This is a genomic window from Bradyrhizobium sp. BRP22 (assembly GCF_020194175.1).
Taxonomy (GTDB): Bacteria; Pseudomonadota; Alphaproteobacteria; order Rhizobiales; family Xanthobacteraceae; genus Bradyrhizobium.
Map to the genome: position 1 here is coordinate 332,961 of NZ_JADYVX010000003.1, position 15,644 is coordinate 348,604.

Below are 15,644 nucleotides of genomic sequence, written 5' to 3' on the forward strand. Positions count from 1 at the left end.
GGCATGAATACTGATGTTGCGATGATCCTGCTGCAGGACGGACTGGTCAGCGGCGCGATCTATATTCTGCTGGCGACCGCGCTGGTGCTGGTGTTCTCGGTCACCCGCGTGATATTCGTGCCGCAAGGCGATCTGGTTGCGTTTACGGCGCTCACCTTATCCGCCTTCGAGGCCGGTGAGCGGCCCGGCACGATATGGATAGTGACCTTCGCCGCGGGGATCGCCGTGTCGCTTGAGATGGTCGAGGCCGCACGGTGGCGGGATCGCGCCCGCGCCCTGCAGTCCCTGTTGCGATTCGGGCTCGTGCCGGCCGTCGTCATCCTCGCCGCGCTGTTCCTGGTGCCGAAGACCGCGCCCCTGGTCTGGAAGATGGCGGTGAGCGCGGGTCTGATCACCTGCCTCGGGCCGCTGATCTACCGGATCGTGTTCCAACCGATGGCCGCGGCCTCGCCGCTCGTGCTGCTGATCGCCGCGATTGCGGCGCATCTCGGGTTGAACAGTATCGGGCTGCATGCTTTCGGTCCTGAGGGCGTGCGCACGGAAGGCTTTTCCGGTGCGCCACTCGCTCTGTTCGGGATGATCGTGACGCCGCAGGCGGCCGGCGTGCTCGCCAGCAGCGTCGTGGTCGTGGCCGCGCTCTATCTCTTCTTCCGCTTCCCGCTGCGCGGCCGCGCGCTGCTCGCGGCGGCCCATAACCGGCGGGGTGCGGAGATCGTCGGCATCAGCACGGTCGCGGCGGGCCGGACCGTGTTCGTGCTGGCCGGCCTTGCCGCCGCCATCTCCGGCCTTTTGATCGGGCCGACGACGACGCTGTACTATGACTCCGGCTTCATCCTCGGCCTGAAGGGCTTTGTCGGCGCGATCGTCGGCGGCATGGCGGTCTATCCGCTCGCCGCCGCTGGCGCGCTGCTGGTCGGCACGGTCGAATCCTTCGCCTCGTTCTGGGCGAGTGCCTACCGTGACGTCGTCGTCTTCCTTCTCATCATTCCCGTGCTGTTCTGGCGCTCGGTCTCGGTGCTTGCGCCAGAGGATGGCCTCGAATGACCCGTGCCTCGATCCGTTTCGCGCCCCTGATCGCGCTGGCGCTGGCCGCCCTATCGCCGCTGCTCTTGCCGACCTATCAGGTCGCGGTCATCACCTATGTGATGATCGCCGCCGTCGCCTGTCTTGGCCTCGTGCTGATGACCGGCATCGCCGGCATGGTTTCGTTCGGCCAAGCCGCCTTTGTCGGGCTCGGCGCCTATGTATCGGGCTATCTGTCCTCCCAGCTCGGATGGCCGGCCTGGATCGGGCTTGCCTGCGCGGTGGTCGCCGCGACCTTTGCCGCCGGATTGATCGGCGCCATCACTGTGCGCATGAGCGGGCACTATCTGGCGCTGGCGACGCTGTGCTTCGGCATCAGCTTCTATTTCCTGGTCGGCAATTCCGAGATGCTCGGCCGCTTCAACGGCCTGACCGGGATTGCACCCGTCAGTATTGCGGGCTTGGAGCTAAGCAGCGAGCGGCAGACCTATTATCTCGTGCTCGTGATGCTGGTGCTGGTGATCGCCTGGTGCCGGCAGCTCTTGTCGTCGCGGACCGGGCGTGTTCTGCGCTCGCTTCGGACAGGGCCCGTCATCGCCGAGACCTTCGGCGCCAATGCCCACCATTATCGCCTGATGGCGTTTGTTCTTGCGGCTGTCATCGGCGCCATCGCGGGCTGGCTCTACGCCCATGTGCAACGCTTCCTCAGCCCGACGCCGTTCGGGCTGACCGCCAGCATCGACTATCTTTTCATGACCGTGATCGGCGGCAGCGGCCAGTTGTGGGGCGCGCTGCTTGGCGCCGGCCTCGTGACGATCATCAAGCACGAGCTGCAGGGTCTCCTCAAATTCGTGTTCGGTCCCACCACGCGGCTTGAGCTGCTGGTGTTCGCGGCGATCATGATCGTCGTGCTGCAGAAGGCGCGCAAAGGGCTCTGGCCGTTTCTGGAGCAGAGATTCGCGCCGCATATTGCTCCCGTGGCGGACATCGAGCCGGCTATGCTACCGTGCCGCTGCGCCAAGCCCGAACATGGCTTGACCGTACTCTCGGCAAGCCACCTGCGGCGAAGCTTCGGCGGCCTCGTGGCCGTCGACGACATCAGTTTCGACGTCAAGAGCGGCGAGATCCTCGGCATCCTCGGCCCGAACGGCGCCGGCAAGTCCACGCTGTTCAACCTGATCAGCGGCGTGCTCTCGCGCAGCAAGGGAGAGCTCAGCTTTCTCGGCAGCCCGCTGTCGAAAGTGAGCGCGCGAGACATGTGCCGGCGCGGGCTGTCGCGAACCTTTCAGCATGCCGCGCTGGTGCAGGACATGACGGTTTTGGAGAACGTTGCCATCGGAGCCACGCATCTCGGCCGGCGCGGTCTCTTCGCCAGTTCGCTTCGGCTCGATCGCGCCGAGGAGCGGCAATTGCTTGGATGGTCGATGCATCTGCTCGATCGCGTCGGGCTCGCGGACAAAGCCTTCGAGCTCGCCGGCAATTTGTCGCTTGGCCATCAGCGCCTGGTGGAGATCGCCCGCGCGCTCGCGGCCGCTCCGGATCTGCTCCTGCTCGACGAGCCCGCTGCCGGGCTGCGGACGAACGAGAAGGCGGTCCTTTCGGATCTCCTGGTCGAGCTGCGCGCTGAAGGCCTCGCGATCGTGCTGGTCGAGCACGACATGGATTTCGTGTTCGGCCTGGCCAACCGCCTGATGGTGATGAATTTCGGCCGCCGCATCGCCTTCGGCCGCCCGGAGGAGGTGCGGGCCGACACCGGCGTGCAGGAAGCCTATCTCGGAGTGGCGGCATGACGGCACTTCTTCAGATCGAGCGCTTCTCGGTCCGCTACGGCCGGCTGCTTGCGGTGAAAGACGTCTCGCTCGAGGCACACGCCGGCGAGGTGACGACGGTGATCGGGCCTAACGGTGCCGGCAAGACCTCGCTGGTGAATGCGATCATGGGCCTCGTCCCCTTCGAAGGCAGCCTTGCCTTTCCGGCCTGGCCGGGGGCATCGCGTTCGATCGAGGCGCGGATCAGGGCGCGCATTTCACTGGTGCCGGAGACGCGCGACCTGTTCGGGCCGATGAGCGTGCTGGACAATCTCAGGCTCGGTGCCTTCGCGCTGCGCCGGGAGGCCGGGTTCGACATGGCATCGCGGCTTGCCGAGATCTTTGCGCTGTTTCCGCGCCTTGCCGAGCGGCGCGACCAACGGGCCGACACCTTGAGCGGCGGCGAGCGGCAGATGCTGGCGCTCGGCCGCGCGCTGATGCTGCGTCCCTCGTTCCTGATGCTCGACGAGCCGAGCCTCGGTCTTGCGCCGATGATCGTCGCGGAGATGTTCCGCATCATCCAGCGTCTGAAGGACGATGGTGTCTCTATTCTCCTGATCGAGCAGAACGCGCGCGCCGCGCTGCGCATCTCCGATCGCGCCTATGTGCTGGAGAATGGCGCCGTTCATCTCGCCGGCAAGGCCGGCGAGATCGCGGCTGACCCTCGCGTCATCGATGCCTATCTCGGCGGATCGATGGCGCTTGCCGATAGTGGCAGGCAACGCGTGTCGGGGAGGCGATGATGAAGCGCAATACCATGCAGGCCATCGCCTGCCTCGGCGGCCGCTTCGGCGATCAGCTCTCGACCGCCGAGGCGGTCCGCCGCCATCATGCGACCGGCGTCACGGCGCACCGCACTGAGCTTCCTGACGCGGTGTTGTTTGCGCGCGCGACAGCGGATGTCGTCGACGCCGTGCGGATCTGCCATGAGCATCGCTGCGCGATCGTGCCGTTCGGCACCGGTACCTCGACCGAGGGACAGATCAGCGCGGAGCAAGGCGGTCTCACCATCGACCTCTCCGGCATGAACCGGATCCTGCGCGTCTCGCGCGACGATCTCGACTGCACGGTGGAGGCAGGCGTGACGCGCAAGACCCTCAACGCATCGCTGCGCGACACCGGCCTGTTCTTCCCGGTCGACCCCGGAGCCGATGCGTCGATCGGCGGCATGGCGTCGACGCGGGCGTCCGGGACCAATGCCGTGCGCTACGGAACGATGCGGGACGTCGTGATGTCGCTTGCGGTGGTGCTCGCCGATGGCCAGGTGATCGAGACGGGAACGCGAGCACGGAAATCCTCCGCCGGCTACGACCTGACTCGCCTCTTCGTCGGCGCCGAGGGCACGCTCGGCATCATCATGGAGGTGACGCTGCGGCTTTCGCCAGTTCCCCAGCGAATCGCCGCAGCGGTCTGCGCGTTCCCGACCGTGCGCGCCGCGGTATCGGCCGTGGTGGCGGCGTTGCAGAGCGCGCTTCCGCTGGCGCGTGCCGAGCTGCTGGATGCGCTGCAGGTCGAGGCCTGCAACCGCTACTCCAAGCTCGATCTGGCGGTCTGCCCGACCCTGTTCCTTGAATTCCACGGCACCGATCGCGCGGTCGACGAGCAGGTCGAGCTGATGGCCGAGATCGCGAAGGATCACGGGGGCGGTGACTTCCGCTGGGCCACCGCGACTGAGGAGCGCAACCGGCTCTGGCAGGCGCGTCATGATATCTGGTGGGCGGCGCTGGCGCTGCGTCCGGGCTCGCAGGGAGTCCCGACTGATATTTGTGTGCCGATTTCGGCGCTGCCGGACGTCGTTGCCAGGACGCAGGAGGATGTCGCCGAGCTTGGCCTAATCGCGCCGATGTGCGGCCATGTCGGCGACGGCAATTTCCACCTTTGTATCCTGGTCGAGCCGAATAATCGCGACGAGCAGGCGCGCGTTGCGGAGCTGAACGGGCGCATGGTCGCGCGCGCCCATGCGGTCGGCGGCACCTGCACCGGCGAGCACGGCATCGGCACCGGCAAGATCGGCTATCTTGCGGCCGAGCGTGGTGAGGCGATGATGGCGCTTGCCGCGGTGAAGCGCGCGCTCGATCCGCGTAATACCATGAATCCCGGCAAGATCCTGGATACCGCGACGTACCGCCCCTACCAGTAAACGGCGTGATGCGCGGGAGAAGCCCCGCGCCAACAATGAACCGAGCAGCTTGTCATGACTCTTCTCGAATCCGGCCAGGCCACCGTAGATCTCGACTATCGACTTGAAGATGCCGTCACGCGGCCCGAGGGCCGCGTCTTTGCATCGGGCACGCAGGCGCTGGTGCGGATGATGATCATGCAGCGGCTCGCCGATCGCCGCGACAATATCCACTCGGCAGGCTTCATCAGCGGCTATCGCGGCTCGCCGCTCGCCGGCGTCGATACGGAATTGTGGCGGGCCAAGGCTGCACTCGCGCAGCACGAGATCAAGTTTCTCCCGGCGGTGAACGAGGATCTCGCCGCGACCGCGGTCGCCGGCACGCAGCGCGTCGGCGGCGACCCCCAGCGCACGGTCGATGGCGTGTTTGCGCTCTGGTACGGCAAGGGGCCCGGCGTCGATCGCGCCGGCGATGCCATCCGGCACGGCCATGCGGCAGGCGCCTCGGACAAGGGCGGCATGCTGCTCGTGGTCGGTGACGATCACGCCGCGACATCGTCGAGCATTCCGAACGCCAGCGACAACTCGCTGATGGGTTGGAGCATGCCGATCATCCATCCTGCCAGCGTGGACGAATATGTGCCGTTCGGCCTGTGGGGCTGGGCCGCCTCGCGCTGCTCCGGCGCCTGGGTCGCGTTCAAGGCGATCTCGGAGACGGTCGAGAGCAGCCGCAGCTTCACGGCAGGGGCCTTGCCGCGCTTTGCCATGCCGGCGCGCGAGGGCCTGGCGCCCGGAGACCTGGGCTACGACACGCGCGACTTCCTCACGCCGGCGATCGAGCTTCGCATGATGCGCCGGCTCGAGGCGATCTCGGCCTTTGCACGCGCCAACCCGCTGGACCGGCTTCTGATTGGCGCGCCGCGCGCCGACATCGGCATTGTCGCCGTCGGCAAGACCGCGCTCGATCTGATGGAAGTCTTGTCGCGCGCCGGCCTGTTGCCGCAGCACCTGGCAGAGCAGCGCGTGCGCATCTGGAAGCCCGGGTTGGTCTTTCCGCTCGATCGCGAGGGCTTTAAGGCCTTCTCAGCCGGACTGAAGCACATCCTCGTCGTCGAGGAGAAGACCAGCCTCGTCGAAGGTCAGATCAAGGAGATTCTGTTCAATCGCCCGGCGGATCTCAGGCCAAGCGTCGCCGGCCGCCACGATCTCGCTGGCGCGCCGCTGATTTCCGCGCTCGGCCAGCATCGGCCGTCATCGCTGCTGACGCCGCTGTCGAAATGGCTGGCGGCGGTTCGTCCCGACCTTGTGCTGGCGGATGCCGTGTCCTTGTTCGAAAAGCCGCCGGTGCTCAGCAACGCGGCCGACGGCATGCGCCGCCTGCCTTATTTCTGTTCGGGATGCCCGCACAATTCCTCGACCAGAGTGCCCGCAGGCAGCGTCGCGCTGGCCGGCGTCGGCTGCCATTACATGGCAAGCTGGATGGACCGGCAAACCTCCGGCCTCACTCAGATGGGCGCCGAGGGCGTCGACTGGGTCGGACAGTCCGGATTCACGGCGACGCCGCACGTGTTCCAGAACATGGGCGAGGGGACCTATTTTCATTCCGGCTATCTTGCGATCCGGCAATCGATCGCGGCCGGCAACAACGTCACCTACAAAATTCTCTTCAACGACGCGGTGGCGATGACCGGCGGGCAACCGGTCGACGGCCAACTCTCCGTGCCGCAGATCGTGCGCCAGATGCTGAGCGAGGGCGCGAAGAAGGTAGTGCTCGCGACCGATGACGTCGGCCGCTACGCGAACGTCGCGCTGGAGCCGGGGGTCACCGTGCATGATCGCCACGAGCTCGACGCGATCCAGCGCGAGCTGCGCACCATCAAGGGCGTTACGGTCCTGATCTACGACCAGACCTGTGCGGCGGAGAAGCGCCGCCGCCGCAAGAAAGGCACCTATCCCGATCCCGACAAGCGCATGTTCATCAACAGCGCTGTCTGCGAAGGTTGCGGCGATTGCGGCCAAGCGTCCAACTGCCTGTCCATCGTCCCGCTCCAAACCGAGCTTGGCCTGAAGCGGGCGATCGACCAGACCTCCTGCAATAAGGATTTCTCCTGCGTCGACGGCTTTTGCCCGAGCTTTGTCTCCGTGAGCGGCGGCAAGCTGCGCAAGCCGCGAACTTCCGGCACGGATTGGATCGCACGCGCCGATGCGCTCGCGAAGCCGAAGCCCGCAATTCCTTCGGATCGTCCACACAACCTGCTCATCGCGGGCGTCGGCGGCAGCGGCATCATCACGGTCGGCGCGATCGTCGCGATGGCGGCGCATCTGGATCATCTCGCGGTCGCCGAGCTCGACTTCACGGCGCTGGCCCAGAAAGGCGGCTCGGTGATGTGCCATCTGCGGCTCGGTCGTGCCGGCACGGAGATCAACCAGCCCCGTATCGATTGGGGCGAGGCGGATGCGGTGATCATGGGCGACCTCATCGTCGGATGCCTGCCGGACAGCCTCGGCACCCTTCGCCATGGTAAGACGCGGGTGCTTGCCAATACGCATATCGGCTCGACCGCGGAATTCACCCGCAACCCGGATTTCGAGTCCCGCGCGGATGAGCTGTTGCAGAAGGTGCGCCACGCCGCCACCAGGGAGATGCTGACCAGCTTCGATGCGCATGCGCGCGTGCAGGAAGAGTTCGGCGACACCACCGGCGTCAACATGTTCCTGATCGGGCATGCCTGGCAGCAGGGATTGATCCCGGTCAGCGAGGCGGCGCTCTCGCAGGCGATTGCGCTCAATGGCGTCGCGATCGAGGCCAACAGGCGTGCGTTCGCTTTCGGCCGCGTCGTCGCCACCGGCGGAGTGCAGGCGGCTCCGGCCGTGGTCGTGGCGGCGCAGGGGGAGGATTGGCGGGCGCTGCTGGAGCGGCGCGCGGGCCAACTAGCCGATTACCAGAACGCGGCCTATGCAGCGCCGTACCGCGCCTTTGTCGAGCGATGCGCCGCGGCCGAGCAGCGGCTCGGCCTCGGCGCCGATTTGCCGTTCACGCGCGCGGTCGCGAACAATCTCTTCAAGCTGATGGCCTACAAGGACGAGTACGAGGTCGCCCGGCTTTACCGGTCGCCGGAATTTGCGGCCGCGCTGAAGCACCAGTTCGAGGGCGATGTCACCCTGCGCTTTCACCTTGCTCCGCCCTTCATCGCGAAGCCCGGTCCAAACGGCGCCGCGCCGCGCAAGCTCGCTTTCGGCCCGTGGATGATGCATCTGTTTGCGCTGCTCGCACGGCTGAAGTTCCTGCGCGGCACGCCGTTCGATCTCTTTGGCTACACCGAGGAGCGCAAGACCGAACGCCGCCTGATCGGTGACTATCGGGGGATGGTCGAACGGCTGCTGGCCGGCTTGTCACCGGCCACCCACGACACGGCGGTGCGGCTGGCGGCGCTTCCCGAAAGGATCAGAGGGTTTGGCCACGTCAAAGCCAGGAGCCTTGCCGCCGTCGAGCGGGAGCAGAAGCATCTGCTCGGACAGTTCGATGCGATCCGTGCACCACTCTCACGGCAGAGCAAGGGAGCGGCGTAGCAAGGTCATGCTGACGGTCGTACGATGTCTCTACAGGCCTGGCGGCGCGCAGGAGCGGCTGCATATCCGCGACGTCCATGTCGAATACATGATCGCCAACCGTCATTTTCTGGAGCAGGGCGGCGCGCTGGTCTCGCCGGACGGCGCGGTCGAAGGCATGTTCCTGATCCTGCGGCATGACAGCCGCGCCGACGTCGAGGCCTTCCTCGCCGGCGAACCCTATACGCGCGCAGGCCTGTTCGCGACCACCACGATCGAATGTTTCGATCGCTTCGTGCCGCATGCGGATCCACATTTCCTCGAGAAGCTGCTGGTGGCCGCGCGGGAATGGATCGCCGTCAATCGGCGGAAGGCCGGAGCGAAGACATGATGCCGCCGAACGCGCCTAACCGCGAATTGACAGCTCGATTCCGCCTGCTCTAATCCCTCATCGCAACGAAAAGCGCACGTATCTGGTGCTGTTTCTGGTGCGGTGATTCCGATCAGAAGAAACGGGGTCTGATAAGTTGCTGATTCCATTGGTGGGCCCGGCAGAAGTCCCACCTTCGTGGAAAATCAAACACTTAAATTCGTCTAGTCGGCGCAACGGACCACAGAAGAACCAAAGGTTTTTAACGGAGTGTCTAGGCAATTTGGGGTTTTCGGGCCCAGTTTAGACCTCGCGATCTGGTGCCGCGCCGCCCTTGCCGGCGCTTTTCAGAAGCGGTGTCGCCCGCCGGCCCGACGGGGCTGGCCCAAGGGGGTGGATACTAAGCTAAGTCCATGATATACGGAACCTTAACTATCTGAAATTCCACTTGAATTGGAACCGTTCCGCAATTACCTTGTTGGTTTCAGAGCGCTGCTGCGCAAGGATCGGTTGCATGAAAGCGATCAAGGACATTTCGCTGAAGGAACTGGACGACATGTTCCGTGCCGCGACCCTGGCCGCGAAGGAACAGGCGGATGCCCATGGCTTGCCCGTTGTCGGTCTGGACAAAAACGGCAAGCTGGTAAGCTCGCAACCTGAGCCGAACACTCACCGCAAGGCCGCTTATTAAGCAGGGCGCACGCAATTGTCCGAGCCGTCGCGCCCCTTTTGCCTGTGCTTGGCAGGACCAAACGGCAGCGGCAAATCCACCCTCACCGCAAAAATTCGAACGCTGCATACTCTCGACAACTGGATCGATCCAGACGTTGTCGCGCGTCAGTTGGGTGATGAGGCTACCGCATTTGCTGCGGCTCGAAATCAACGTGTCGATTTTGCTCAGCAGCTTTCGGATTTTGGGTTTGAGACGGTTTTTTCTCATTCTTCCAACGCCGACTTCTTGGACGCGCTGAAGACGCTTGGATATGAGGTGCATCTTTATTTTGTGTGCACCGATGATCCCCAAATCAACGTCAGCCGCGTGAGTAACAGGGTTAGCCTCGGCGGGCATGATGTTCCCACACCCAAGATAACGGAGCGCTACTGGCGGTCGTTAGATAATCTGGGTCACTCGATTGGCAAATTTGACCGTGTTGTTCTGTTCGACAACTCCTCCGTGGAGGGTCAGGGGCGCGTGGTGGGCCAAGTCACCAACGCGCCGAGGTCTCGGATCGCCCTCTACCCAAGGCCGCATCTGCCGGTATGGATCGTCAGAATGCTGAGCAAGACATACCTCCAGCGCATGAACCCGGCTGGACCAGAGCCGATGCTGTACGAAAACCCGTGGTATCACGATGACCCGGCACGCCGAAAACAGCTGCTCGATCAATTTCGGATGTAGGTCGGCGCTGCCATGACGCTCGCGCTCGCTTCTACGGCGCGATCATTGGGCGGACCGACCGAGGCGGAAAAGGCAGATGAAAAACTGCAGCTGGTCCGGGTGATCCCCCCAATTTTGTCGCCGGGTTCGAGACCGATGGGACGGTGCGGCGGGCGGCCCCGATCCTGAAAGCGCGGCCCGCTCTGCCGCCGCTGGTGCGCTTATCCGAACTTCTATGCCGATGTCGGCGAGCGTCCCTCATGGCGGCATCTTTTGATCCGCGACGATCCGACCGGTGAATTCGGCCCGGGCAACGCCCGATGGCAGGTTGCGAGATGGTTTTCGGCGGCGACCACCGATCGCGAAGACAAGTTGACGCGCGTTAGCTTCAATCTACGAAAAAGAGCCTTCGCGTTAACCCTCAACCTACGGCGGTGTGGTAGTGCTTCCTGGGGGAGCTGCCGCAATGGCCAAGAAGGAAATGAAATTCGATGCCGACGATGGCCTGATTGTCGGTGAGGTAGGTCCGTGGGCGACGGAGAAGCACGAGCGTCTCCGCAAATACATCCAGGCAGCGGGACCAACCCGAGCGAAATATGTGCCTCCAAGAGGTTGGGCGACCGCGAGTTACATAGAACTGTATTCCGGTGCTGGTCGCTCGCTCATAGCGGGTACAAATCGCATCATCGATGGCAGCGCGTTGGTGGCCTTTAGGGCGGGCGCGTCCAGCGCCATGCCCTTTACTGACCTCCATCTATCAGACTTGGAGCGCGTCAACAGTGATGCAGCCGCGCAGCGAGTTAAGGCGCTGGGCGGTGCAGCGCAGAGCTATCACGGTCCTGCCGACCGAGCCGTCGATAACGTGCTTCGTTCTCTCAATCCGAATGGCTTGCACCTCGCGTTCCTCGATCCCTTTTCGCTTGGTCAGCTACCGTTTTCCATAATCGAGAAGATGCTCAAATTTCGACGCATGGACATGATCATTCACGTGAGCCTGCAGGATTTGCAGCGCAACCTTGACGAATATTCGCGCGTCGGAGGAACGCTCGACATTTTTGCGCCGGGATGGCGGGATGCTGTGGACGTGAGGCAATCAATGTCTGCCCTTCGGGCGGCGCTCATCGAATACTGGCTTAAGTCTATTCGTTCGCTGGGGACGCATCCCGCGACGGGCATACCGCTGATCGTCGGCTCGAAGAACCAACGCCTCTATTGGCTGGTGTTCCTGAGTTCAAATCCGCTCGGACAGAAGCTGTGGAATGACGTACAAAACTTGAACCGACAAGGGTCGCTTTTTTGAGGGAATGTGATGGCTGACACCTCGATCGAATGGACCGATGCGACGTGGAACCCGGTCGCAGGCTGCACGGTGATCTCTCCCGGATGCACGAATTGCTATGCGATGCGGATGGCGGCCCGGCTCGATGCGATGGGCATGAAGAAATATCGCGGGCTAACCCGCAAGAGCGGCAAGCGCGCGGTTTGGACCGGTAAGGTCAGGCTTGACCACGCAGCGCTCAGCATCCCGGCAAGCTGGAGGAAGCCCCGCCGAATTTTTGTGAACTCGATGTCGGACCTATTCCACGACGCCGTCCCGGCAACATTCGTGGCCGCTATCTGGGGCACGATGCAGGCAACGCCGCAGCACACCTATCAAATTCTGACAAAGCGGCCGGATCGGATGGCGGCCATCGCCGCGTCGTTACCGGTGCTGCCGAATGTTTGGCTTGGCACGAGCGTCGAGAGCGCCGACTATCTCGGGCGCATTGATGAGCTTCGCAAGGTCCGTGCTGCCGTCAGATTTGTCTCGTTCGAACCGTTGCTCGGGTCGGTGGCTGGTGCCGATCTGACAGGCGTCCAGTGGGCAATCGTAGGCGGCGAGAGCGGCCCGCGTGCGCGTCCAATGGCCGAGCAGTGGGTCGCGGAGATTGAGGCCGCTTGTCGCACGGCAAAGACAGCGTTTTTCTTTAAGCAGTGGGGCGGCGTTCGCAAAAAAAGCACCGGCAGGCACTATCGCGGCCGCACGTTCGACGAGATGCCGCGCTCCAACGGTAGACGGGACAAAGCACTCCCCATGATCGGTGGGAGGCAAGCGCAGTGAACTGGGGACGCGGCTTGTTTCGCTTGTGGGTGATCCTTAGCGCCCTTTGGATTGCGGCTCTGTCGGCGATCTTCATTACAGAGGCGCACTTGCTCGAAGCAAAGAAGACCTTTGAAGTTGAGGGGCCAGCTAAGGAGAAATACGAGATACTAGCGCCGCCAGATGCCACCGAGGCCGAGGTAGTCGCCTTCGCGCAGAAAAACCCTCGCACCGACTGCTCTCCGGGCAAAAGCGGGCCATGGTGTAGTTATCCAGCCAAGCTAGAGATGCCGCGCAAGCCAATCGATCTTCTTGCGATTTATCTCGCGTTTGGCGTTCCAGCAGGTGTGCTCTTGGTCGGTAGCGGCTTCTATTGGGCACTGTCAGGTTTCCGCCGAACGACGTAAGGCATTGCGCTCATGCTGCCGCCGCACGATCCTCTTTGTCGGCCCCGCACATCACGATCTTGAGCGCATCATCCGGCAGTGGCCTCTGCAGCCCCTTGGCTTCATCCCACGGTGCGCGCATCCAGACATCGCGCTCTTCATCGGTCATCAGGATCACCGGCATCGCCTTCGGATGGATCGGCGCGACGATGGCGTTCGGTGCCGTGGTGAGGAAGCCATAGACCTGATGCGGCCCCGGCACCGGCTTGGACTTCGTGCCGCGATCACCGTTGAACGTCGTCCAGATGCCAGCGAAGGCGAACAGCGGCCGGTCATCGCTGATAGCGAACCAGACCACGTCCTTTTTCTTGGTCTCGGGGTTTGGCACAGGCGCGTACTCAGCGAAGCTGTTCGCCGGGACCAAGCACCGGTTCTCCGGCTTGAGCCAGCCGCGCCAGTGCGGCGACGAGGTGTTGCGGATGTTCGTAACTGGCGGACCGCCTGTGCGCGGCGGCGGAGGCATGCCCCACCGCATGGTGACCATCTCGGTACCCGAGTCCGTGTTGCGGATCACCGGAGCCGGATAGTCCGGAAACACCCCGGGCATTGGCGCGAGGTTGCCGACGTAGCGGTTGATCACGCGAAACAGCGCGATGATCGCCGCCTGATTGGTGGTGATGGAATACAGATTGCACATGTTACCGGATGATCCCACCCTTGGCCTGGATGGCATAGATGTGCGCGCGATGTGGCAAGCTTTCCTCCGGGTTGTGGCTGTCGAACACGACGCCGCAGGGACAGCGCATCATCGAGCTGGGGATTTCGGAGGGCAGCTTCTCGCCGCGCTCATGTATCTTGCGGATTTCGGCGCGGCTCGCCACGGCATCGCGCCATTCGTCGAACGCGGCTTCGGTCAGGGTGGGCAGCATCCGCCGCCACGCCGTCTCGAAATCGGCGCGCGCATCTTCGAAGCTGGCCGCTATCCCGTGCTGCTGCTGTCCCGGCTCCATGCCGGGATAGAAGCCACAGTTCCAGCCCCACTGTGGCGCGCTGCTGGGCACACCGGCACGCACGCCGATCGTGCCGACGTGGACGTCGCCGTAGTAAACGTGCCAAGTTTCATGGTGGACGTCCTTCTGACGTCGGCGGTTCAGTTCCATTGCCGCATGATCCCGCAGCGCGGCGACTGGGTCAACCAAGGGGGAAGCAAATGGGTCAATCTGACGACGGCACGGCCCTCGGTCTCGCCTTGAAGGTGGTTGAGGACTGGAAGGTGGCGAACAATCTCGGCTACCTCGCGCCGCGCCTGTCGCGCGATCTGGCCAAGCGGATCGAGCGCGCCTTGCTGGAGGAGCGCAGCGAGGCCGGTCAGCCATGAACCGGGACGCGATCCAGACCGAGCTGCTTGAAATCGAGGCCATCCTCGCCGACGACGGGCTGACCGATGAGGATCGCGCCGCGCTCCATGGCGCGCAGCAGACCTTGCGCAACGTGCTAGATCCCGAGACGTGGCACCCGGCCAGCCAGACCTTCTATCGGCTCGGCGCGCGGCCCATCAAGGCTGTCAGCACGTCAGTGAACTGAGAAAACCGCAAGCACCATCAGGATCGTCGAGGCGATGCCCGCCACGATGACGAGCGCGGTAAACAGACGGTCCTGCATGACCTCGCACTCCCAAAATTAGCCGCCCCGGCGCGATCATTGGGCAGATCGGCCGGGGCGTGCTCCCTCTCATCCGACCGGGGTAGAAGGGGGCTGGGGTAATCAGCGAGAGGTCGCGCCATCAGAAAAGCACAACTTTGGCGCGGATGTCAGTGCAGTTTGTGCCTGCAAGCAGCTCAAACTTCTGAGGCCCTCGGTTACATAGTGAACTGACGCACGGCATCGGATGTGCCTGCCTCAGAGAGCGATCCTCTCGCGCTGATCACCGGGGCCTCCAAGGTCGTTAGCCGAGAGGAAGCGCCGCCCCGGCGCAGGCCGCTCACTGCTCCGCGCCGGGGCGGTCGAACCTCGGTCTATGTACCTAGCTGTCCTCGGTTGACGAGGCATGGTTAGAGGGCTTAGCGGGCGCGATCTGTAAACCTGCGTCAGCCAACGCCTCGACAATGCACTTCGCAATCGATTTAGCTTCCTCGATATCAATCTGCTGATCCGGACGTTCCTTGCGGCATTCGCAAATCGCCGTGGCGATTATCGAATGCATTTGATGCTCATCAATCATAGGGCCTCCCGAGATAGAACGGCGCGTTGGTCAAAGAGCACATCATGGTCACACGTCGAACGCGCCGGGTTAGTGTTTGACCGGTGGGGTCTCGTCAAGGACCCCGCTGACATCAGGCTCATCAATCCCGTCGCCGCGGTTGCACTCGCATGGCATGCCGGCCCCGCACTGACATCCCCAGACGTCCTCTGACCAGGGACGGTCGGGGTGATTTTCGCACACCCATCCCAACCCGTGGCACACCGGGCAGTTAGGTTTGGTCACCGGAACGGTCCTTTGACCTAGAGGAGCGACAGCTGGACATCGACGCGGTGGCCGTGCCGCGCCAGAAACTCCTCCAGCGTCGGCGGGACCTCACCGCGCTCGGCGCAGCGCTGGCGCAGCTCGGCGGCGATCTCCTCGGAGGCGTCTTGCGACCAGCCTTCGCTGGTGTTGAAGCTGACGATGCGGATCGGGTTGCGGTACTGCCCCTCCATTAGGTGACGGAGCAGGGTGTCCCGGTCGGTGTCTTCCTCGTCGGTCTCGGGCCACGCCCGGCCAAGCCGTTGGCCATAATCGTCAAGCACCAGATAAATGTCCCGGTCGGCTCCGGGTGCGATCGACGGCGAGGAACGCATCACTAGAACTCCGCGAAGGCTGAACCGTCATCCAAGCGACGGGGTGGGCGGCCGTCAAGGACTCGCATTTAGCCCATGAATTAATATATTTGC

The 15,644-nt window shown here is 63.7% G+C and carries 17 protein-coding genes; 13 read left to right on the forward strand and 4 right to left on the reverse strand.

The genetic code is table 11. The annotated features are described in order from the left end of the window. The first annotated feature begins 3 nt into the window (after window positions 1-3). From I6F35_RS06140 to I6F35_RS06190, 11 genes are all read left to right on the forward strand, one after another. On the forward strand, window positions 4-1,044 hold the full coding sequence (locus tag I6F35_RS06140) for a branched-chain amino acid ABC transporter permease (protein WP_225116753.1): 1,041 nt from the start codon (window positions 4-6) through the stop codon (window positions 1,042-1,044). Beyond that, the gene (locus I6F35_RS06145; protein WP_225116754.1) at window positions 1,041-2,813 is read left to right on the forward strand and encodes a branched-chain amino acid ABC transporter ATP-binding protein/permease; all 1,773 of its coding nucleotides are present in this window, start codon (window positions 1,041-1,043) and stop codon (window positions 2,811-2,813) included. The genes I6F35_RS06140 and I6F35_RS06145 overlap by 4 nt, the downstream gene beginning before the upstream one ends. Next, a complete protein-coding gene (locus I6F35_RS06150; RefSeq protein ID WP_225116755.1) occupies window positions 2,810-3,574 on the forward strand; it encodes an ABC transporter ATP-binding protein in 765 nt (254 codons plus the stop codon). The genes I6F35_RS06145 and I6F35_RS06150 overlap by 4 nt, the downstream gene beginning before the upstream one ends. Continuing rightward, window positions 3,574-4,971 carry an FAD-linked oxidase C-terminal domain-containing protein gene (locus I6F35_RS06155; protein WP_225116756.1) on the forward strand — a complete coding sequence of 466 codons (1,398 nt, stop codon included), beginning with the start codon at window positions 3,574-3,576 and terminating at the stop codon, window positions 4,969-4,971. The genes I6F35_RS06150 and I6F35_RS06155 overlap by 1 nt, the downstream gene beginning before the upstream one ends. A gap of 54 nt (window positions 4,972-5,025) precedes the next feature. Further along, window positions 5,026-8,520, forward strand: a complete 3,495-nt coding sequence (locus tag I6F35_RS06160) for an indolepyruvate ferredoxin oxidoreductase family protein (protein WP_225116757.1) — start codon at window positions 5,026-5,028, stop codon at window positions 8,518-8,520. 7 nt (window positions 8,521-8,527) lie between these two features. After that, complete coding sequence (locus I6F35_RS06165; RefSeq protein WP_225116758.1) at window positions 8,528-8,890, forward strand: YciI family protein; 363 nt, start codon at window positions 8,528-8,530, stop codon at window positions 8,888-8,890. 493 nt (window positions 8,891-9,383) lie between these two features. Next, window positions 9,384-9,560 (forward strand): hypothetical protein, encoded by a 177-nt coding sequence (locus I6F35_RS06170; protein ID WP_225116759.1) that lies wholly within the window; start codon window positions 9,384-9,386, stop codon window positions 9,558-9,560. 15 nt (window positions 9,561-9,575) lie between these two features. Next, window positions 9,576-10,268: a hypothetical protein gene (locus I6F35_RS06175; RefSeq protein ID WP_225116760.1), complete on the forward strand. Its 693-nt coding sequence runs from the start codon at window positions 9,576-9,578 to the stop codon at window positions 10,266-10,268. Window positions 10,269-10,713: 445 nt separating this feature from the next. Next, on the forward strand, window positions 10,714-11,547 hold the full coding sequence (tcmP, locus tag I6F35_RS06180) for a three-Cys-motif partner protein TcmP (protein WP_225116761.1): 834 nt from the start codon (window positions 10,714-10,716) through the stop codon (window positions 11,545-11,547). 9 nt (window positions 11,548-11,556) lie between these two features. Next, entirely contained in the window at window positions 11,557-12,348 is a 792-nt protein-coding gene (locus tag I6F35_RS06185) for a DUF5131 family protein (RefSeq protein ID WP_225116762.1), read from the forward strand. Then, window positions 12,345-12,734 (forward strand): hypothetical protein, encoded by a 390-nt coding sequence (locus I6F35_RS06190; protein ID WP_225116763.1) that lies wholly within the window; start codon window positions 12,345-12,347, stop codon window positions 12,732-12,734. The genes I6F35_RS06185 and I6F35_RS06190 overlap by 4 nt, the downstream gene beginning before the upstream one ends. Before the next feature lie 10 nt (window positions 12,735-12,744). Here I6F35_RS06190 and I6F35_RS06195 read toward each other — a convergent pair whose 3' ends face one another. Further along, window positions 12,745-13,410, reverse strand: a complete 666-nt coding sequence (locus I6F35_RS06195; protein WP_225116764.1) for an SOS response-associated peptidase — start codon at window positions 13,408-13,410, stop codon at window positions 12,745-12,747. A 1-nt stretch (window position 13,411) separates the two neighbouring features. Next, window positions 13,412-13,873 carry a hypothetical protein gene (locus I6F35_RS06200; protein WP_225116765.1) on the reverse strand — a complete coding sequence of 154 codons (462 nt, stop codon included), beginning with the start codon at window positions 13,871-13,873 and terminating at the stop codon, window positions 13,412-13,414. 50 nt (window positions 13,874-13,923) lie between these two features. On the opposite strand from I6F35_RS06200, the gene I6F35_RS06205 reads away from it, so the two are divergent. Further along, window positions 13,924-14,091, forward strand: a complete 168-nt coding sequence (locus I6F35_RS06205; RefSeq protein ID WP_225116766.1) for a hypothetical protein — start codon at window positions 13,924-13,926, stop codon at window positions 14,089-14,091. Continuing rightward, window positions 14,088-14,297: a hypothetical protein gene (locus I6F35_RS06210; RefSeq protein WP_225116767.1), complete on the forward strand. Its 210-nt coding sequence runs from the start codon at window positions 14,088-14,090 to the stop codon at window positions 14,295-14,297. The genes I6F35_RS06205 and I6F35_RS06210 overlap by 4 nt, the downstream gene beginning before the upstream one ends. Window positions 14,298-14,736: 439 nt before the next feature. Here I6F35_RS06210 and I6F35_RS06215 read toward each other — a convergent pair whose 3' ends face one another. Beyond that, a complete protein-coding gene (locus I6F35_RS06215) occupies window positions 14,737-14,934 on the reverse strand; it encodes a hypothetical protein (RefSeq protein ID WP_225116768.1) in 198 nt (65 codons plus the stop codon). A gap of 281 nt (window positions 14,935-15,215) precedes the next feature. Beyond that, a complete protein-coding gene (locus I6F35_RS06220; RefSeq protein WP_225116769.1) occupies window positions 15,216-15,551 on the reverse strand; it encodes a hypothetical protein in 336 nt (111 codons plus the stop codon). Window positions 15,552-15,644 lie beyond the last annotated feature (93 nt).